The 20908-nt window shown below is 66.8% G+C and carries 6 protein-coding genes; 4 read left to right on the plus strand and 2 right to left on the minus strand.

Annotation, left to right across the window (positions count from 1 at the left end; all coding sequences use genetic code 11):
• Window positions 1-2 precede the first annotated feature (2 nt).
• Window positions 3-914 (plus strand): alpha/beta hydrolase, encoded by a 912-nt coding sequence (locus tag AC1RJW_RS04020; protein ID WP_493043625.1) that lies wholly within the window; start codon window positions 3-5, stop codon window positions 912-914.
• On the opposite strand, the gene AC1RJW_RS04025 is transcribed toward AC1RJW_RS04020, so the two are convergent.
• Window positions 899-3862, minus strand: coding sequence for a hybrid sensor histidine kinase/response regulator (locus tag AC1RJW_RS04025; RefSeq protein ID WP_493043627.1), 2964 nt, complete (start codon window positions 3860-3862; stop codon window positions 899-901). The genes AC1RJW_RS04020 and AC1RJW_RS04025 overlap by 16 nt on opposite strands.
• Before the next feature lie 94 nt (window positions 3863-3956).
• Between AC1RJW_RS04025 and AC1RJW_RS04030 the strand changes: the two genes are divergently transcribed.
• On the plus strand, window positions 3957-4586 hold the full coding sequence (locus AC1RJW_RS04030; RefSeq protein ID WP_493044202.1) for a LysE family translocator: 630 nt from the start codon (window positions 3957-3959) through the stop codon (window positions 4584-4586).
• Here the strand turns inward: AC1RJW_RS04030 and AC1RJW_RS04035 are convergent.
• On the minus strand, window positions 4549-5286 hold the full coding sequence (locus AC1RJW_RS04035; RefSeq protein ID WP_493043629.1) for a YceI family protein: 738 nt from the start codon (window positions 5284-5286) through the stop codon (window positions 4549-4551). The two genes, AC1RJW_RS04030 and AC1RJW_RS04035, sit on opposite strands and share 38 nt — an antisense overlap.
• A 589-nt stretch (window positions 5287-5875) precedes the next feature.
• Between AC1RJW_RS04035 and AC1RJW_RS04040 the strand changes: the two genes are divergently transcribed.
• Together AC1RJW_RS04040 and AC1RJW_RS04045 are read left to right on the plus strand one after the other, a co-directional pair.
• Window positions 5876-17509, plus strand: coding sequence for a hypothetical protein (locus AC1RJW_RS04040; protein ID WP_493043631.1), 11634 nt, complete (start codon window positions 5876-5878; stop codon window positions 17507-17509).
• Window positions 17510-17561: 52 nt separating this feature from the next.
• Window positions 17562-20867, plus strand: a complete 3306-nt coding sequence (locus tag AC1RJW_RS04045; protein ID WP_493043633.1) for a hypothetical protein — start codon at window positions 17562-17564, stop codon at window positions 20865-20867.
• Window positions 20868-20908: the final 41 nt, after the last annotated feature.

The following is a 20908-nucleotide window of genomic DNA, read 5'->3' on the forward strand; positions in this document are numbered from 1 at the left end:
GCATGCACCGCCTGATGCTGTTGTGCCTTGTCCTGCTCCACCTGCACGCGGGCGCCGCGCCCGCCGCGGCGATTTTCCTGTGGCCGGGCGCGCCGCCCGGCGGCGCGGCGCCCGGCCCGCAGCGCGCCAGCGCCAAGGGTTCCATCACGCAGGTCGATCGGCCTTACCTGCTCGTGCACCGCCCGGCGCAGCCGAACGGCACGGCGATCCTGCTGGTCAGCGGCGGCGGCTATGCGCATATCGAGGCGGGCAAGGAAAGCGGTCCGGCCGCCGCCTGGCTGCAAGCGCAGGGCGTCACGGCGTTTGAACTCGTGTACCGTCTGCCGCAGGAAGGCGGTGGCGTCGGCGCGCCGTTCCAGGATGGCCAGCGGGCCATGCGCCTGATCCGCGCGCGCGCCGCCGAGTGGCGCATCGACCCGGCGCGCATCGGCATGCTGGGTTTTTCCGCCGGCGCGCACCTGGCCGGCATGACGGCCGTCCAGCCGGACGCCGCCCTGTATGCGCCCGCCGATGCGATCGATGGCGTCTCCGCGCGGCCCGATTTCGCCGTGCTGCTGTACCCCGTGCTGACCATGCAGCCGCCGTTCGACACGACGCACGCGAAGAGGCAGCTGCTGGGCGCGCATCCCGCGCAGGCGGCGCGCGACGCGCTGTCGGTGGAACGCCACGTCGATGCGCGCACGCCGCCGATGTTCATCGCGCAGGCGCTGGACGACCCGATTTCACCGCCCGACAACAGCCGCTTGATGGGTGCCGCCCTGGACCGCGCGGGCGTGCCGTTTGAACTGCACCAGTTCCGGCACGGCGGCCATGGCTGGGGCCTGGGCAAGCCGGGCAGCGAGCCGGCCGCATGGCCGCAACTGCTGCTGGCGTGGCTGCAATCGCATGGCTGGATGCCTCAGCCTGCGGGCTGATCTTCCAGGTCGCGCCGCGCCACGTCCAGCGCCGCCTGCAGCTGCGGCAGGAATTGCTCCACGTTATCGAGCTGGCCGTTCGACGCCAGGGTTTCCATCTGGTGGCACAAGCCGTGCAGGGTGGGACGGCTCAGGTAGCCGGCGCTGCCTTTCAAGGCGTGGAAGGCGGCGGCCGCGGCGCTGGCATTGCCATCGCGCACGGCGTGGCAAGCCAGGTCCAGGCGCCGCGGCGCTTCCGTCAAGAACGCTTGCGCGATGCGCTGCAAGTGCTGCGGCGACAAGCCTGTCAGCGGCAGGATGTGCACGGGCGCCGTCATGGGATCGGCCGGCGCCGGCGTTTCCGCCCGCGCGTCGCCGGCGTCGTCCAGGCCGAACTGGCGCGCCATGGCATCGTCGTCGATGGGCGCGGCCTGCGGCAGCGCGTGGCCGCGCGCCAGCAGCAGGTCGATGATGGCGTCGATTTTCTCGAACAGCAGCGCTTCGTCGACGGGCTTGCTGAGGAAATCGTCCATGCCGGCGGCCAGATAGCGTTGCCGGTCATGTTCGCTGGCGTTGGCCGTCAGCGCGAGGATGGGAATGTGCGCGTCGGGAATGGGGAACTGGGCGTTGCCGCCGTCGCGGATCAGGCGCGCGGCCTGTTCGCCATCCATCTCCGGCATGCGGCCATCCATCAGCACGCAGTCGTAGGGGCCGGATCCCAGCGCGCGCAGCGCCTGTTCGCCGTTTTCCACGATGGTCACGTCATGGCCCATGCTTTCGAGCAGGGTGCCGATGATGATCTGGTTGGTGCGCACGTCTTCGGCGCACAGGATGCGCAGGCGGCAGGCATGGCGCGCCTGGCGTGCCGGCCGGCGCGCGTCGGCCGCCGGCGCGCTGCCGTCTTGCAGCGGCAAGGTGAAGTGGAAGCGCGAGCCGATGCCGACCCGGCTTTCCACGCCGATCGTGCCCTGCATCAGTTCGACCAGTTCCTTGCAGATGGCCAGGCCCAGGCCCGTGCCGCCGTAGCGGCGCGTGGTGGAGTGGTCGGCCTGCTCGAATTTCTGGAACAGGCGCGGCAAGGTGTCCGCGTCGATGCCGGGACCCGTGTCGCTGATGATGAATTCGATCTCGCTGCGGCCGTCGCCGCGCGGCGGCGTGCGGGCGCGCCGCACTTCCAGCAGCACTTCGCCATTCGCCGTGAATTTCAGCGCGTTGCCCAGCAGGTTGATGAGGATCTGCCGCAGGCGCGTGGGGTCGGCGCGCACGTAGCGGGGCAGGTCCAGCGCCAGTTCGCGGCGCAGCAGCAGGCTCTTGGCGTCGGCCTGGCCCTGCACGATGCCGGCCGCGTCGCCGATCAGCGCCAGCAGGTCGAAGTCCACCGTTTCCAGGGTCAGCTTGCCCGCGTCGATCTTCGAGAAATCGAGAATATCATTGAGAATGGTCAACAGCGAGACGCCATTGTGCAGGCCGATGCGCAGGTATTCCTGCGTGCGGCCCTTGACGGACTGGTCGCGCAGGGCAAATTTCAGCATGCCGATCACGCCGGCCAGCGGCGTGCGGATGTCGTGGCTCATGGCGGACAGAAAATCGATGCGGTGGCGGCTGACCACTTCCGCGTGCTCCTTGGCCTTCAGCAGGGCGTCGTTGCTGAGGGTGAGCGCCAGGGTGCGTTCCTGCACCCGCTGTTCCAGGTTGTTGCGCAGCAGGCGGATCTGGTCGGCCAGGGCAAAGGCCAGCAGCAAGCCGTCGAAGGTGCCGCCCAGCAGGGTCACCAGCTGGGCGTTGGCCACCATGGCCGGCATCAGGCCCAGGTTGGCCGGCAGGATCAGAAAGCCGGGCAGCATCAGCGCGACGAAGGCCAGCACGAAGAAGCGCGCCGGCTGGTAGCCGCGGCACCAGACGACGATGCCGCAGACCAGCGCCAGCAGCATCCAGATGCTGATGGCGATGGTGGCCAGGGTGTGCGCATACGACAGGGCGACGAAACAGCTGGGCAGCAGCAGCAGGGGCAGCGCCAGATTGACCTTGCTGAGGCGGTACAGCAGGGGCGAGTAGTCGCGCAGGCGCAGGAAATGCATGTAGAACAGGGTGCTGAAGACGGGCAGCAGGAAAAACGGCACGTAATGCAGCTGCAGCTGGTGCCAGTCGAACAGGTCGGCAAAGACGTGGAAAGTCATGGCCCAGGCCAGGCCATAGGTCAGCACGTACAGCGCGTAATACGCCGAAGCCTTTTCCAGGGTGATGGAAAAGATGAAGAAATTGAACAGGCCCAGCGCCAGCAGGGCGCCGATGGACGCCACCATCAGGAAGTTTTCCTTGCCCACCAGCTTGCGGTAATCGTGCTGCGTCTGCACGCCGAACAGGGGCGCGCGCGCGTAGTAGGGGCTGGAAAAGCGGATCAGGATGTCGTACGTGGCGCCCGGCGCCAGCTGCACGTTGCGGCCGTAGTGCAGCAAATATTCGTGCGGGCGCTGGTAGCCCGTCAGCAAGGTCTGCGGCGCCGCGTGCGGCCCCGGGCCATACACGTAGACGTCGACCAGGTCGATCAGGGTGTCGTTCGGGTCGATGACCCAGGCCGTTTCGCTGCTCTCGTTGCGTACCTGCGCATGCAGCCAGTAGGCGCCGCCGAACAGGTCGACCTGGCCGGCCGGGTGCTGGCGCGCCAGCCAGGCGGGCAGGGCGGCGGCATCGGCAGGCGCGGCATCGTTTCCAGCGAGAAATAGTTGCCCGCCGTTGCCCAGGTGAGCGATGCCTTGCTTGCTCAGGGGCATGGGTGCCGCCTGTGCCGCGCCCGCCAGGACCAGCAGGCCGAACAGCAGGCCGAGCAGGAGCGGCCAGCCGCATAGCCAGGCGCAGACGCGGGCGCTGGAAGCGCGGTGGCGGGAGGGGGGCGGGTGGGCTGGCATCGATGGGTTGGGTGATGGTCGCGCGGGAAAGGGCGGCAGCGCCGTTTGCTGTGGAGTACTCATTTTAATCGACTCTCGGTGACGCACGGGCAATTTCATGTCCTGTCCGCATGGCGCCCGCTCCGGTATCATGGCGCTTTTTGCCCGCGAGATCTTCATGCTCAGTCCCGACCAGTTCCTGGCCTTCCTGGCCGCCGCCGTTTTGATCACCGCCAGTCCCGGCCCCGACAACCTGATGGTGCTGGGCGTGGGCATGTCGCGCGGGCGCCGCCAGGGCATGGCGTTCGGCCTGGGCTGCGCCCTCGGCTGCCTCACGCACACCGTGCTGGCGACCATCGGCGTGTCGGCCCTGCTGGCTGCCTCGCCCACGGCCTTTACGGCGCTGAAAGTGGCCGGCGGGCTGTATCTCGTGTGGCTGGGCATCGGCGCCCTGCGCAGCCGTGGCGGCGCCAGAGCCGATGGCGCGGCCGCCTTGCCCGACGAGTCCTTGCTGCGCCTGTTCGGCAAGGGCTTGTTTGCCAACAGTATCAATCCGAAAGTCGTGCTGTTTTTCCTCTCGTTCCTGCCGCAGTTCATCGTCGCGGGCCAGGGCAATGCCAGCTGGCAGACGGCGCAGCTGGGCCTGGTCTTCACGGCGCAGGCGTGCGTGCTGTTCGGCCTGCTCGGCTATTTTTCCGGCGCCGTCGGCCTGTGGCTGAACCGCCGCCCGCGCGCCGGCCTGTGGCTCGACCGCGTGGCCGGCACCATCTTCATCGGCCTGGGCTTGCGCCTGATCCTGGCGCGCTGACGTCCTGCCGGGCGGTGATGCGGAACGCCAGTTCCATCTGGTCCTGCACGGCCATGGCGCCGCCCAGGACGGCGAACGGCACGATGCCGAAGTCGCTCTGCTTCAGCAGCAGGCTGCCGCTGGCCTGCAGGCGGCGCCCGTCGGCCGCTTCCTCGATCCGTACGGGCAGCTGCACCGCGCGCGTCACGCCATGCAGGGTGATGTCCGCATCAAACACCTGCCTGTTGCCCGTGCGGCGCGCCTCGATGCTGACATACGGATAGCGTTCCGCCTCCAGCACGCGCACCAGCATGTTGTGGCGCGTGCCGGCGATGGCGTCGGCCGACGGCGTCGTCGTCAAGCCGGCCTCCCGCCGCAAGCTTTCTTCATCCACACTCATCTCGTCGAGCCGGAAGCGGAACTGCGCGCGTCCCAGCGCGGGCGCCACCACGCCCTGCAGGCTGCGGCTGGCCACCACATGGTCATGCCCCAGCCGCGCCAGCGCGCCGCCACGGCGCACGGTGATGGTCAGCAGGGATTCGTCGGGCGCGATGTGCAGCAGGTGCACGCCCGCCTGTTGCCACGGCGGCGCCTGCATGGCTGGCGCCGCTGCCGGCGCGGCCGGGAGCGAGGCGGCGGGCGGCGGAGCAAACGGGGTGCAGGCCGCGAGCAAGGCGCAGGCGCAGGCCAGCAGCGTGCGGCGGTGGGCGTGTGGCGTCAATGAGGACTCCTCTGGCATAGGGATGGCGGTGGCGCGGGGCGCGATGGGGCGATAGTAAGCGATCCGGGCACCGGCGCGATAGCCAGTTCGCGTGCGGCCCCCTGTTTTGCCAGACCAATTCAGCCTGCCGCGCGCCATGTCCTGCAGGGCGGGACACGTGAATGGCATGAAATTGGTATTCAGGCAGGCGCTGGAAAATCAATATGCTGCGGCGCAGAATCGTATTGCGGGATCGCTGGCGATGAAATGAAAATGCATGCCGAAATAAATGCTGATAATGAGCATTAATAATTTCTTTTAAAAAACAAACTATGTGTTTGATAGTTTCGCATGATTATGTAAATGATAATTTAAAGATTATGTGCAGCTAATCAGTATGCGGTAGAAGATAGAACTCCAGCGGTATTGCCTGATTAATTTGATGAATGTGTTGCTAAATATCAACGAGATAATTTAATTTCTTTGTTGGTAACGAAAAAACCACTGTTGTCGTACTCTTGAACTGTTACTTGTTCATATAATCATGACAAATAAATGTCATTTTTATATTTGTCTGCATCTTGCAGCGGTACATTTCTTAGCGAACAACATGATCAAAACACTACAGGAAACGGCAGGCCGTTCCGGCCGCCATGCAGCTTTTTCGTCCGCCGGACGCTACATGGGGATGCTGGCCGCGATTGTCGGCCGCGCCCGTTTACCTCATCTTTCCAGGTCTCATGTTGCGCCGCTGGCGCTTGCTTTCCTGCTGCTGGGCATTGCCGCGCCCGCCACTGCACAGGTGTTGTGGGAGGATTACCGCGGTATTTCGCGGGTGCCGGCCAATCCGGCGACGCCCAATTACGACAACAGTTTCAACGCCGGAAGTACGGCCCGGCTCGCCAGTTTGGCGGCGCTGGCTGCCAATCCCGCCGCCAACGCGGCGCGCACGGGCACGTCGGGGCAGCTGGACTGGGCCGACGGCACGGCCGCCAATCCCGCGCAGTTATGCAACTTCGATACGCAGCAGACATCGGCTGCCTGCCGGGCGTGGATCATGGGCCGCGTGATGTACACGCTGGTGGTCTTTCCCCAGGCGGGCAATTACAAATTCAGCGTCGCGCACGATGACGATGTGAAGGTGGATTTCTCGACCCAGTATTCGACCAATTACCGCAATACCGTGTACAACGTGGCCGTCGGCAGCGTGGCCGAATATTCGAACAATGAAACGGATTTCCAGAATTTGGCCGGTAATTTCAATAGCGCCACGCCGGGCGGCTGTTATCTGGCCCGCGTGCTGTGGAATAACGTGGGCGGCATCAATTATTTGCACATGCGCTGGACGCGTCCCGATAATGTGACGGAAATTATTCCCGCTGCGCAATTGCGCAACCCCAGCCTGGCCAGTTCCTATGCCGATTGCACCAACAGCAAGACGGACCTGGCCGTCAGCAAGCTGGGGCCAGCGCAGTTTTCCGTGGGCAAGCCCTTGAGCTACACCATGAAGGTCTGGAACCGGGGCCCGGCTCTCAGCGCGGGCGCCACCTTCGGCGACGTGCTGCCGGCCAGCCTGAGCAATGTCAGCTGGACTTGCGCCGCCAGCGGCAGCGCGTCCTGCGGCACGAAAACCTCGGGTGCTGGCAGCAACAGTGTGAGTATTGTCATGGGCAACCTGCCCGTGAATACGGCCGTCAGCGATCCCACCACGGGCTCCTACCTGACAGTGACGGTCACGGCCACGCCGGGCGACGCTGCCAGCATCGTGAATACGGCCACGGTGACCGTCTCGCCCAACGAAACGGATAGCGATCTCAGCAACAACAGCAGCAGCACCACGGCCACGGCCAGGACGAATACCTTGACGGTGCTCAAGACACTGTCGCCCGCCAGCGACAGCGGCCTGTTCATCATGAATGCCAACGGCACGGCTGGAGTGCAGGGCGGCAACGGCGCCACGGCCAGCGCGGTGGCGCGCGTGGGCAACCTCGTGACGTTTGCGGAAAGCGCGGGCACGGGCACCGTCCTGGCGCAGTACCAGAGCAGCTACAGTTGCGTGCGCACGGATACGGCGGCCGTCGTCGCCAGCGGCACGGCCACTTCGGGCAATGTCACCATGCCCGACGCACCTGTCACGTGCACCATCAGCAACCGCCGCCTGCAGGCGGACATGCAGGCAGTCACCACGGTGCCGCCCGGCCCCTACACTGCGGGCAGTGCCATCACCGTCACGGGCGTGTGCACGAATAATGGCCCCGACAACGCGGCCGCGCCCACCTGCGTCATGAGCGGCTTGCCGGCCGGTACCACGCCCAGCTGCAGCGCGCCCGTCTCGCCGTTCATTCCCGGCTCGCGCATCAATTGCAGTGCCACCTTCAACCTGCCCGCCAGCGGCAGCTTGACGGTCACTACCACGGCGGGCAGCACCACCCTGGACCCGGTGCCCGCGAATAACGTCGACAGCGAACCGCTGGGCATCGTCAGCCCCCTCGTGCGCGTGCAGAAAGCCGTCGACAAGGCGGCCGCCACGGTGGGCGACACGGTGCAATGGACCTTGAGCGCCGCGAACACCGGCACGGGCGCCACCACGGCGGCGCTGACCCTGACCGATACCTTGCCGGCCAATCTGGCGGGCATCGTCGTCACGCCGACGGCGCCCGCCACCTGCGCAGCGCTGGCCGGCAATACGCTGACCTGCACGGTGCCGGCCGGCCTGGCGCCGGGCGCCAGCGCCCAGGTGAGCATCAGCGCCAGCCCCACCGCATCGGGCAACTTTGTCAACAGCGTACTGCCGTCGGGCGGCAATGGCGCCAGCTGCGCCACGCCGGCCGCCTGCCAGACCACCACCGTCGTCAGCAAGCCGCTGGTCGACGTGACCACCACCTTGAACGGTTTTCCCGGCACCTCGAACGCGGGCGATGCCATCAGCGGCGTGGTGACCTACGCCAACCTGGGCCCAGGCGCGGCCGAAGGCGTCACGTACAGCCTGCAACTGGCCCCGGGCCTGGCAGGCGTGTCGGTCACGGGCGTGAGCGGCAGCTATGACGCGGGCACGGGCCTGATCACGTTTACGGGCTTGCCCGCGACCCTGGCGTCCGGGCAGAGCTTCAGTTTCAACTTGTCATACACCCAGCCTGGCAGCAATGTTTCTTCGGTGACCAGCGTCATCGCCACCACCTCGACGGAGGTGGCGAACGATCATCCGAACATGGCCATGGTGACGGTGCCGGGGCCGAACGTGCGCGTCACCAAGACGGTCGACAAGGCCGTCGCCAACGTGGGCGAGAGTATCGTCTGGACGATCACGGCCAGCAACACGGGCAATATCGCCAACCAGGGCGTCGTGACCCTGGCCGACTTGCTGCCGCCAAACCTGGTGGTGACGAACGTGGTCGCCGCACCGGGCGTGACGTGCCCGCCGCTGGCCAGCTGGGTGGCGTCGAGCACGCAGACGTGTACCGTTGCCGCCGGCCAGCTGGCGGCCGTGAACGGCAGCCGCACGGTCACCATCACCGCGCACGCGACGGCGGGCGGCAGCCTGTCGAACCGCATCATGCCCGGCGGTCCGGACAATCCGGCCTGCAGCTCGGCCAGCGTGTGCCAGACCACCAGCACCATCACCAGCCCGAAAGTGGCGGTGAAGAAAACCGTCGACCATGCCAGCATCAATATTGGCGCCACCCTGAGCTGGAGCGTGACGGCGACGAACAGCGGCGACGGCGCCACCACGGCGGCCATCACCCTCACCGATACCTTGCCGGCCAATCTGCTGAATCTGAACGTGGTGCTGGTCGGCGGTGCCACGTGCGCCGTACCGGTGGGCAATATCCTCACCTGCACCGTGCCGGCCGGCCTGGCCGCGAACGGCGGCGTGGCCGGTTTTACCGTCACGGCCCAGCCCGCCGCTGCCGGCACCTATGCCAATAGCGTCGTGCCGTCCGGCCCCGACAACCCGGCGTGCGCCACCGCCGGCGATTGCGCCACCACCAGCACGGTGACCAGCCCCAGCGTGGCCGTGACGAAAAGCGTCGACAAGACCACCGTCAACCTGGGCGACACCATCACCTGGACCTTGAAGGCGCGCAACAACGGCAGCGGTCCGACGAATGCCGTCATCACCCTGACGGACAGCCTGCCCGCCAACGTGGGCGCGCTGCAGATATTGCCCGTCGCGCCAGCCTCGTGCGGCGTGCCGGCAGGCACCACCTTGACGTGCAGCGTGCCGGCCGGCCTGGCCGCCAACGCGGAAGCGAGCATCGTCGTGAAAGCCGTCGCCAATGCGCCGGGCACGGTGGCCAACAGCCTGCTGCCGTCCGGCCCCGACAATCCCGTCTGCGCCACGCCGGGCGCGTGCCAGACGACGACCACCGTCACCAGCCCGAACGTGGCGGTGAAGAAAAGCGTCGACAAGGCCACGGTCAACGTGGGCGAGACGATCACCTGGACCTTGAGCGTCAGCAATAGCGGCACGGGCGCCAGCACGGGCAGCGTGACCCTGAGCGATACCTTGCCGGCCGGCTTGACGAATGTCGTGATCAGCCCGCAGTCGCCCGCTACCTGCGCGCCGCTGGCCGGCGCGACCCTGACCTGCAGCGTGCCGGCCGGCCTGGCCGCCGGCGCTTCCGCGCGCGTCTTCGTCAGCGCCACGGCGACCCTGGCCGGCGCCGCCGTCAACAGCGTGGTGCCGGGCGGTCCCGACAATCCCGCCTGCGTGCTGCCCGGCGATTGCGGCACCACCACCACGGTGGTCAAGCTGCTGGTCGACGTCACCACCACCTTGAACAATTTCCCGCCGAATACCCTGGCCGGCGACAGCATTTCCGGCATCGTCACGTATGCCAATGTCGGGCCCGGTCCCGCCGAAGGCGTGACCTACACCCTGCAACTGACGCCGGGCCTGGCGAACGTCACCTTGACGGGCGCCGTCGGCAGCTACAATCCGGCCACGGGCCTGGTGACGCTGTCCGGCTTGCCCGTGACCCTGGCGAATGGCCAGAGCACGAGTTTCAATATCGGCTACACGCAGCCGGCCGACAACCTGTCGATGGTGACGTCGACGATCGCCACCACCTCGGTGGAAGTGGCGAACGACTTGCCGAACACGGCCATGGCGACGGTGCCCGGTCCCATCATCCGCGTGACGAAACTGGCCGACAAGACGACGGCCAACGTGGGCGAGACGGTGACGTGGACCATCACGGCAACCAACACGGGCAGCCTGGGCAACCTGGGCGTGGTGACCCTGACGGATATCCTGCCCGCCAACGTGACGGTACTGTCCGTGACGCCGGGCGCGGGCGTGACCTGTCCGCCGCTGGCCAGCTGGCTGGCCAACAGCGCCCAAGCGTGCACCATTGCCCCTGGCCAATTGGCCGCCGTGAATGGCAGCCGCAGCATCACCATCAGCGCCGCGGGCACGGCAGGCGGCAGCCTGGGCAATAAAGTGCTGCCGGGCGGCCCCGATCATCCCGCCTGCGCGCAGGCCGCTTCGTGCCAGACCACCACCACCATCCTCAGCCCGCAAGTGGCCGTGCGCAAGACGGTCGACAAGAGCAGCATCAATGTCGGCGATGCGCTGACCTGGACCATTGCCGTGGCCAATACGGGCACGGGGGCGACGCGCGGCGTCATCACCCTGACCGATACCTTGCCGGCCAACCTGACCGTATGGCAGGTGCTGCCGTCGGCGCCCGCCACCTGCGCCGTGCCGAATGGCAACCAGCTCGTCTGCGCGATTCCCGCCGGCATGGCGGCAGGTTCCACCTTGAATATCATCGTCAAGGGCGTGGCCAACGCGGCCGGCGCCTTCGTCAACACGGTGGTGCCGAGCGGTCCGGACAACCCGGCTTGCCTGCAGGCCGGCGATTGCAGCACCACCAGCACGGCCGTCAAGCTGCTGGTCGACGTGACCACCACGCTGAACGGTTTCCCCGGCAGCACGCATGCGGGCGACAATATCAGCGGCACGGTGACCTTCAGCAATATCGGCCCCGGCGCGGCCGAAGGCGTGACCTACAGTTTGCAACTGGCGCCCGGCCTGGCCGGCGTCACCTTCAATGGCGTAACGGGCAGCTACAATGCGGGCACCGGACTGGCGACATTCACCGGCGTGCCCGCCACCCTGGCGCCGGGGCAGGGCTTCAGCTTCCAGCTCGGCTATATCCAGCCGGCCAGCAATCTGTCGACCGTGGTCAGCCGCATCGCCACCACCTCGACGGAAGTGGCGAACGACCAGCCGAACGTGGCGACCGTCACCATGCCCGGCTCCATCATCCGCGTCAGCAAGACGGCCAACAAGGCCGTGGCGAACGTGGGCGAGGAAATCATCTGGACCATTACGGCCAGCAACACGGGCAGCCTGGCCAACCAGGGCGCCGTGGTGCTGACGGACTTGCTGCCGCCAAATATCGTCATCACGGCCGTGACGCCCGACAGCGGCGTGACGTGCCCGCCGCTGGCCAGCTGGGTCGCCAACAGCAGCCAGAGCTGCAGCGTGGCCATCGGCCAGCTGGCGGCGGGCAATGGCCAGCGCCAGATCGTGCTGACCGGCAAGGCCAGCGCGGGCGGCACCCTGGCCAACCAGCTCATGCCGAGCGGGCCGGACAATCCCGCCTGTTTCCAGGCCAGCACTTGCCAGACCACGACGACCATCACCAGCCCGGCCCTGGCGCTGAAGAAGACCGTCGACAAGACGGCGCTGAATATCGGCGATAGCCTGAGCTGGACCATCACCCTGGCCAACACGGGCACGGGCGCCAGCACGGCCGTTGCCACCATCACCGACACCTTGCCGGCTGGCCTGGCGAATATCGTCGTCACGCCCGCCGCGCCCGTCACTTGCGCGCCGCTGGCCGGCAATGTCCTGACATGCAGCGTGCCGGCCGGCCTGGCCGCAGGCAGCGCCGCCACGGTGCAGGTGACGGCGCGCGCCGTCGCCGCAGGCAGTCTGGCCAACAGCGTCAGCGTCAGCGGTCCGGATACCCCCGTTTGCCTGCAGGCGGGCGATTGCGGCACCACCAGCACGGTCAGTTCGCCCCTGCTGACGGCCAGTAAAACCGTCGACAAGACGGCGGCCAACGTGGGCGACACCCTGACATGGAGCTTGACCTTGCGCAATACCGGCACGGGACCCAGCACGGCCATCGCCACCCTCGGCGATACCTTGCCTGCGGGACTGGCGAACGTGCTGGTCACGCCGGTGGCGCCCGCCACCTGCGCGGTACCGGTGGGCAATGTCGTCACCTGCAGCGTACCGGCAGGCCTGGCGGCAGGCAGCGCCGCCAGCGTCAAACTGAGCGCCACGGCCACCCTGTCGGGCAGCCTCGTCAACGCGCTGGTCCCCGGCGGGCCGGACAATCCCGCCTGCGCCGTGCCCGGCGATTGCCAGACCACCACGGTGGTGTCGAAATTGCTGGTCGACGTGACCACCACCTTGAACGGTTTCCCCGCCAGCAGCAATGCGGGCGACGCCATCCGTGGCGTGGTGACGTTTGCCAACTCGGGTCCGGGCGTGGCCGAGAACGTCAGCTACAGCCTGCAGCTGGAAGGGGGCCTGGCCGGCGTGTCGCTGAGCCCCGTCAGCGGCGCGCCAGGCATCAGCGGCGCCTACAACAGCGCCACGGGCCAGTTCGTGCTGAGCGGCTTGCCGGCCACCCTGATCAGCGGGCAAAGCGCCAGCTTCAACCTGTTCTACACGCAGCCGGCCAGCAACAGTTCGCGCATCGTCAGCATGGTGGGCACCAGTTCCACGGAAATCGCCAATGACTTGCCGAACACGGCGACGACGAATTTGCCGGGTCCCGTGATCCGCGCCGGCAAGACGGTCGACAAGAGCAATGCGGCCGTGGGCGATATCCTGACCTGGACCATCACGGCGGTAAATACGGGCAACTTGCCGAATCAACATCCTGTCGTCATCTCCGACGTGTTGCCCGCCAATATAGTCATTCTCGGCGTGACGCCCGATGCGGGCGTGACCTGTCCGCCGGCCGCCAACTGGACTGCCGGCAGCGTGCAGGCGTGCACGATTGCGGCAGGTCAATTGGCCGCCGGCAATGGCAGCCGCAAGATCGTCGTCACGGGCCGGGGTGCGTTGGGCGGCAACCTGTCCAATCGTGTCGTACCCGGCGGCGCCGACAATCCCGCCTGCGACACGGCCGGCGCCTGCCAGGCCACCACCACCCTGGTGGCGCCGCAGGTGACGGTACGCAAGAGTGTCGACAAGAGCAACGTCAGCGTGGGCGACTTGCTGACCTGGAGCATTACCGCCAGCAATGGCGGCACGGGCGCCACCAAGTCCGCCATCGTATTGACGGACAACCTGCCTGCGGGCGTGAGCGGCGTGCAAGTGCTGTCGACACAATTGGCCACCTGCGCGCCCGTGGCCGGCAATATCGTCACGTGCAGCGTGACGGCCGGCCTGGCGCCGGGCGGGCAGGCGCAAGTCGTGCTGCGCGCCACGGCAGCTGCCGCCGGCGTGCTGCAAAACACGGTGCTGCCAGCCGGTCCCGACAATCCTGTATGCGTCCAGGCGGCCGATTGCAGCACCAGCACCACGGCCATCAAGCTGCTGGTCGACGTGACCACCACCTTGAACGGTTTCCCCGGCACCACCAATGCGGGCGACCAGATCAACGGTATCGTGAGCTTCAGCAATGCGGGCCCGGGCACCGCCGAAAACGTGAGCTACAGCCTGAAACTGGCGCAGGGCCTGATGGGCGTGACCTTGAGCGGCGCCGTGGGCAACTATGACGCCGTCAGCGGCATGCTGACGGTGCAGGGTTTGCCGTCCAGCCTGGCGCCAAACGAGGTGCACAGCTTTGGCTTGTCATATATCCAGCCGGCCAGCAATGTGTCGACCATCGTCAGCATCATCGCCACCAGTTCCACGGAAGTGGCGAATGACTTGCCGAATACGGCAACGGTGACCATGCCGGGTCCCGTGATCCGCGTCAGCAAGAGCACCAGCACGGTCAACGCCAACGTGGGCGACAGCATCGTCTGGACCATCACGGCCGTCAACAGCGGCGGCGTGGCCAACGCGGGCATCGTGACCCTGGCCGATATCCTGCCGGGTAACCTGACGGTACTGGCGGTCAATGCCGACGCGGGCGTGACCTGTCCGCCGCTGGCCAGCTGGGTGGCGAACAGCGTGCAAAGCTGCCGTATTGCGGCAGGTCAATTGGCTGCCGGGAATGGCACGCGCAGCGTGCGCGTCACCGCCACCGGTACCCTGGAAGGCAATCTGTCGAACCGGGTCATGCCGAGCGGTCCCGACAATCCGGCCTGCGCGCAGGCCAGCAGCTGCGAATCGGGCGTGGTGCTGACGGGGCCGAAAGTGGCTGTGAAGAAAATCGCCAACCGCGCCAGCGCCAACGTGGGCGACACCGTGGCGTGGACCATCACGGCCAGCAATACGGGCAGCGGTCCCACGCGCGCCGCCATGACCCTGGTCGACACCTTGCCGGCCGGCCTGACGAATGTGGTGGTGACGCCGCTGCGCGCCACCTGCGCGCCCGTGGCCGGCAATGTGCTCACCTGCAGCGTGCCTGCCGGACTGATCGGCAATGGCGGTGAAGCCAGCGTGGAAGTGTCGGCCACCGTCACCCAGGCAGGCAGCGCGCGCAACAGCGTCGTGCCATCGGGTCCCGATGCGCCGCTGTGCCTGGCGCCAGCCGATTGCCAGACCACCACCAACGTCACCAGCCCCAGCGTGATGGTCAAAAAGGTGGCGGACAAGGCCAATGCCAGCATCGGCGACACCGTCAGCTGGACCATCACGGCCACCAACAGCGGCAGCGGCGCCACCACGGCGGCCATCGTCCTGACGGATGACCTGGCCGCCAGCCTGACGGACATCGCCGTCACGCCGGCGGCCCCCACCGTGTGCGCACCGCTGGCGGCCAATAAACTGGTGTGCACGGTGCCGGCCGGCCTGGCGCCCAATGCCGTGGCCGCCGTCACCGTCAGCGCCAAGGTGGCCGCCAGCGGAACCTTGAGCAATATCATCGTGCCGACCGGTCCCGACTTGCCGCGTTGTGCGCAAGCCTCCGATTGCACGGCCGTCACGGAAGTGGCGAATCCGGCCATCGGCGCCGCGCTGGGCGTGGGCAAGGTGACGCAGCTGTCTGCCAGGGTGTTCACCGTGCCATATACGGTGGTGATCAGGAATGTGGGCAAGGGCACGGCATCGAACGTGCAGGCGCTCGACAGCCTGCGCGCCGCCTTCCCCGAGCCGGTGACGTGCCGCATCGTCACGCCGCCGGCCGCGCCAGCCATAGCCGGCAGCAAGCAGCTGGCCGTCAACCCGGGCTTCACGGGCGGTTGCGGCGGCAGCGACCTGCGTTTGCTCAACGGTGATGCGGCCCTGGCCGAAGGCGAACTGAGCGTCATTACGTTCACTGTGGAAATCACCGTGCAAGACAGCAGCGCGCCGCAGTACAACAACAGCGTGTTTGCCAGCGTGCTGGGCGGCAACATCGCCAATGCGGGCGGCAGCATCAGCGTGCCGCCGGCACCAAGCGCCGGCGCCATTGCCGCCAACCCGGGCTACACGCCGCCGGCGGGCAGCCTGGTGTTTGACGCGTCGAATAATGGCGGCGCATATGCGGGCGCCGTGGCGACGGCGGCCGAGGTGGCCGCGCTGGCGGAAAAGGCCGACCCTAACCACAACGGCAACGCGTCGGAGACCGTGGGCGGCGTGCCGTTCACGGGCGAAGACACACCCACGCCCGTGGTCTTGCTGCGCCAGGTGGTCGATGTCATCAAGGCTGTTTCGGCCCAGCAGCAGGTCGATGCCAGCAAGTTCGAGATCAGCTACACGGTGCAGGCGGCCAACCGCTATCCCGCCGGTTATCCGACCTCGACCATGGTGCAGGTGGCGGAAAACCTGAAGGCCGTCTTCCCGACGGCCGCCAGCGTCACCTTCAAGCCGGGCAGCCTGGCCGTCACGGCGCGGCCTGCCGGCGCCACGGCCTGCATCGCGAATGCCGATTTCAACGGCGTCACGGTGTTTGGCTTGCTGAACGGCAAGGGTGACTTGCAGCCGCAGGAAAGCTGCAACATCGTCTTCACGGTGCTGGTCGACTTCGGCAGCGTGGCGGCGATTCCCACCGTGCCGCAACTGAACCAGGTCTACGCCAGCACCATGCTGGGCACGGACGGGGGCGGAATGAACGTCGGCCACAGCTACAGCGGCACGGGCACGTCGACGACGCCGGTGGCGCCCGCCAGCGTGCTGGCCCTGGCCAGCTCGGCCGATACCTTGCTGCTGCCGGCCACGCCGGGCGCCACGCCGCCCAGCTTTACGCCCGTCGTGTTCAACACGACGGACAAGCCGATGTTGTTGATCAGCAAGAGTGTCAACAAGGCCCAGGCCGAGATCGGCGACAGCCTGCAGTACACGATCGAGGTGAAGAACACGGGCGTGGCGACGGCATTCGGCGTCAGCGTGCTCGATAAACTGCCGGCCGGTTTCCGCTACATCGACGGCACCACCACGCGCAACAACGTGGTGCAGCCCGATCCGTCCGGCAAGCCGGGGCCGCAGCTGAGCTTCAAGCTGGAATCGCTGGCGCCAAACGCCAGCGCCAGCTTCCGCTACCGCCTGCGCGTGGGCGTCGGTTCGCTGCAGGGCGACGGCGTCAACCGCGCCCAGGCAACGACTACCAACGGCCCGCCTTCGAACGAGGCGCGCGCCAAGGTGAAAGTGACGGGCGGCGTGTTCACCACGGATGCCTGCATCGCCGGCAAGGTCTTCGTCGACTGCAACAACAACCACGTGCAGGATGACGAGGAACTGGGTATCCCGGGCGTGCGCCTGTACATGGAGGATGGCACGAACTTCACCACCGACGTGGAAGGCAAGTACAGCTATTGCGGCATCACGCCGAACAGCCATGTGATCAAGGTCGATGGCGCAACCTTGCCGCGCGCCAGCCGCATGATGGAAGCGTCGAACCGCAACCTGGGCGATCCGCACAGCCTGTTCCTCGATACCAAGAACGGCGAACTGCTGCGCGCCGACTTCATCGAGGGTTCGTGCTCGAATCCCGTCCTCGAGCAAGTCAAGGCGCGCCGTGCCCAGGGCGAAGTGCGCAGCGTGGAAACGGAGGGCAGGGGTGCGGGACTGAGTTTCAGCAGCCAGCCGGCCGCCGCACCGGCCCAGGCGACGGACAGCGCCAACCAGCCTGTCGTCGCACCCCGCGTGGTTACGCCAGCCGCAGGAGGCAGCCATGCGCAATAAGCCTCCTTTCAATCACTTGCCGCCAGCCATTGCAGCCAAAGAGAAACAGGTCATGAAGAAACATCTCCCCGCGCCGCGGCGCATGGCCGCCGCGCTGGCGCTGCTGGCATTCCCGGCGGCCGGCCTGGCGCAACTGCCCTTGCCGGACCGTGCGGCAGGTTCCGCCGTGGCGGCGCCATCGTTCTTTGCTGGCAAGGTGGGCGCCGCCGACTACGCCATCAACCGGGGCGTGGCGCGCATCGTCGTCGCAACGGACCGCAGCGACGCGCCGGCCGATGGCCAGAGCCCCGTCAAGGTGACGGTGACATTGTTTGACGAGCACGGCAAGCCGCTGACGGGCACGGCCCTGCTCACCATCGAGGCCAGCGGCGGGCGCATCCTGCTGCCCGGCGCCCGCACCGATGAACTGGGCCCGGAGCGGCGCGACGTCGACAAGGTCACGCCCGGCACGCAGCTGACGGTGGAAAACGGCGAGGCGAGCTTCAGCCTGCTGGCCCCGGCCACGCCGCAGGACGTGCTGCTGCGCGTGTCGGCCGGTGCCGTGGCCGCGCAGGGCACGATCAGTTTCCTGCCGGAACTGCGCGACATGCTGGCCGTGGGCTTGATCGACGGCATCATCAGCAAGCGCAGCCTGTCGAGCAGCGACATTGCGCCGTCGCGCTTCAATGACGGCTTCGAACGCGATATCCAGCGCTGGAGCCGGGCCTTCAACAACGGCAAGGCCAACGTGGCGGGCCGCGCGGCCATGTTCCTGAAAGGCACGATCCGTGGCGACGCCTTGCTGACGGCCGCCTACGATTCGGACAAGGATACGCGCGCGCGTCTCTTGCGCGACGTCAATCCGGAAGAGTTCTATCCCGTGTACGGTGACAGTTCCGTGCGCAATTTCGATGCCCGCTCCAGCGACCGCCTGTACGTGCGCATCGACCAGCAGAAAAGCTATGTGCTGTACGGTGACTTTGCCACCGGCGACGGCTTCAGCCAGATGACGGGCGGCGGCGCCGTGGCCAATTTGCAGCAGCGAAAATTGGGCCAGTACAACCGCACAGCGACGGGTGGGCGCGGCCATTACGAAAAAGACGGCATCGTCGCCAATGCCTTCGCCATCAACGACAGCCTGAAGCAGGTCGTCGAGGAATACCGGGCGAATGGCACTTCGGGACCGTTTGCCGTGCGCAACAACAACGCCATCGAAAACTCGGAAAAGATCGAGATCGTGGTGCGCGACAAGAACCAGAACGGCAATATCGTACAAGTGACGCAGCTGCGCCGTTTCGAGGATTACAGTTTCGAGCCGTTCAGCGGGCGCATCCTGTTCAAGCAGGCGATTCCCGCGCTGACGCCGAATGGCGACCCGCAATCGATCCGCATCAGCTACGAGGTGGACCAGGGCGGCGAGAAATTCTGGACCGTGGGCGTGGATGGGCAAGTGCAGCTGGGCAAGATGGTCTCGCTCGGCGGCTCGGCCGTGGAAGACCGGAATCCCTTGTCGCCGTACAAATTGCACAGCGTCAACGCTGGCTTGCGCCTGGGCGAGCACAGCTTGCTCGTGTTCGAGGTGGCGCGCACCACGTCCACCAGCTACAGCGCGGGCGGCAATATCTACACGACGCCGTCCGGCCAGGCGGGCGAGCTGCGCGATGAAGTGAGCGGCAACGCGGCGCGGGTCGAGCTGCAGCACAAGGATGACAGGCTCGACGCGAAAGCCTTTTGGAGCCGCTCGGACCAGGATTTCAACAACACGGCGGCCGGCATCACGGGCGGGCGCGGTGAAGCGGGACTGAAGGCGGGCTACAAGCTCAGTCCCGCCATCACCGTGTATGGCGAAGCCATCCGCAGCGACGAGCGCAGCACGGATGCGCGGCGCGAAGCGGCCCGGCTTGGCGTGGCGTGGAACGCCAGCGAACGCTGGCTGCTTGACGTGTCCGTGCAGCACATGAAGGAGAGCGGCGGCATGCCGTCGACGGCCGGCATCGCGCCGAATACCTCGCCGCTGGGCACGGGCCTCAATCCCACGGGCGGCTTCTTCGGCAACGGCACGGCGAACACGGCCATCGACCCCGTCACGGGCGGCAGCATCACCACGTTTGCGCCCGTCAATCCGGGCGCGGGCGCGGGCACGACGGTGCCGCTGGACGCCACCACCGTCCGGCTGGGCGTGCAATACAAGGCCACGGACCGCTGGACCCTGAATGGCGACGTGGAAAAAAGCATCGCCGACGCGGACCAGCACCGCTACGGCCTGGGTGCGCAATACCAGCTGGCCGAACGCAGCCGGCTGTATGCGCGCTATGAAAACCAATCGGGGCTGGCATCCGCATATTCGCTCAATCCGGCCGACCGCAGCACCAGCTTTGTCGCGGGCGCGGATACGGGCTACATGCCGGGCGGCACCGTGTTTGGCGAGTACCGCATGCGCGACGCCATGGATTACAGCCTGAGCAACCAGCGCGACTTGCAGCTGGCGTCCGGCTTGCGCAACACGTGGAACCTGGGCGAGGGGCTGGCGGCGAACACGAATGTCGAGTACCTGAAAGTCATGAACGGCCAGCAACAGCAAGCCGTGGCCGTGGCGGCAGGCTTCGACTACTCGGTCAATCCGCTGTGGCGCGGCTCCGTCAAGCTCGAGTACCGGCGCCTGTTCGACAGCAAAATCGCGCCGGGCGACCAGCGCCAGGATCAATGGCTCAATACCATCGCCTGGGCGCGCAAGCTGAGCCGCGACTGGACTTTGCTCGCGCGCAATTATTTGCTGTACACGCGCAACCACGACGACGCCAGCGGCGCGCCTGTCGGCAACGTGCTGCAGGACCGGGCACAGCTGGGCTTTGCCTGGCGCCCCGTGGACGACAACCGGTTCAACGGCCTGGCCCGCTACGAGTACAAGACGGTGCGCGACCAGTCGCAGATCGATGGCGACAATTACCGCGAGCACATCGTTTCCACGCACCTCGACTACCACCCCAGCCGTCCCTGGTGGTTCACGGGCCGGGTCGCCGCCAAGCACAACAACGACAAGAACCTGCCTGCGGGGCAAGAGAAATACACGGCGTGGCTGTTTTCCGGGCGCACCGTGTATGACATCAGCAAGAACTGGGACATCGGCGTGCTGGCGGCCGTGATGGGCAGCCCGCAAGGGGGCAGCCGCCAGTGGGCGAATGGCGTCGAAGTGGGCTATCTGCTGGCGCAAAACCTGTGGCTGTCGGCCGGCCACAACTGGTCGGGCTTTTCCGACCGCGACCTGACGGGCGCCGACTACACGGCGCGCGGCCCGTATCTGCGCCTGCGCTTCAAGTTCGATGAAAACTTGTTCAAAGGCAAAGACGCCACCATCAACCGTACCCTGGCCCGGCCATGAAAACTACCATGACACCCACAATGACAACGATGATGAAACCG

The organism is Janthinobacterium sp. GW822-FHT07A03 (assembly GCF_058798815.1).

Excerpts from the sequence above, each read along its gene's own strand:
- AC1RJW_RS04025 (WP_493043627.1), bottom strand. The coding sequence starts at position 3,862 with ATGAGTACTCCACAGCAAACGGCGCTGCCGCCCTTTCCCGCGCGACCA.
- AC1RJW_RS04030 (WP_493044202.1), top strand. The coding sequence starts at position 3,957 with ATGCTCAGTCCCGACCAGTTCCTGGCCTTCCTGGCCGCCGCCGTTTTG.
- AC1RJW_RS04040 (WP_493043631.1), top strand. The coding sequence starts at position 5,876 with ATGATCAAAACACTACAGGAAACGGCAGGCCGTTCCGGCCGCCATGCA.
- AC1RJW_RS04045 (WP_493043633.1), top strand. The coding sequence starts at position 17,562 with ATGAAGAAACATCTCCCCGCGCCGCGGCGCATGGCCGCCGCGCTGGCG.
- AC1RJW_RS04020 (WP_493043625.1), top strand. The coding sequence starts at position 3 with ATGCACCGCCTGATGCTGTTGTGCCTTGTCCTGCTCCACCTGCACGCG.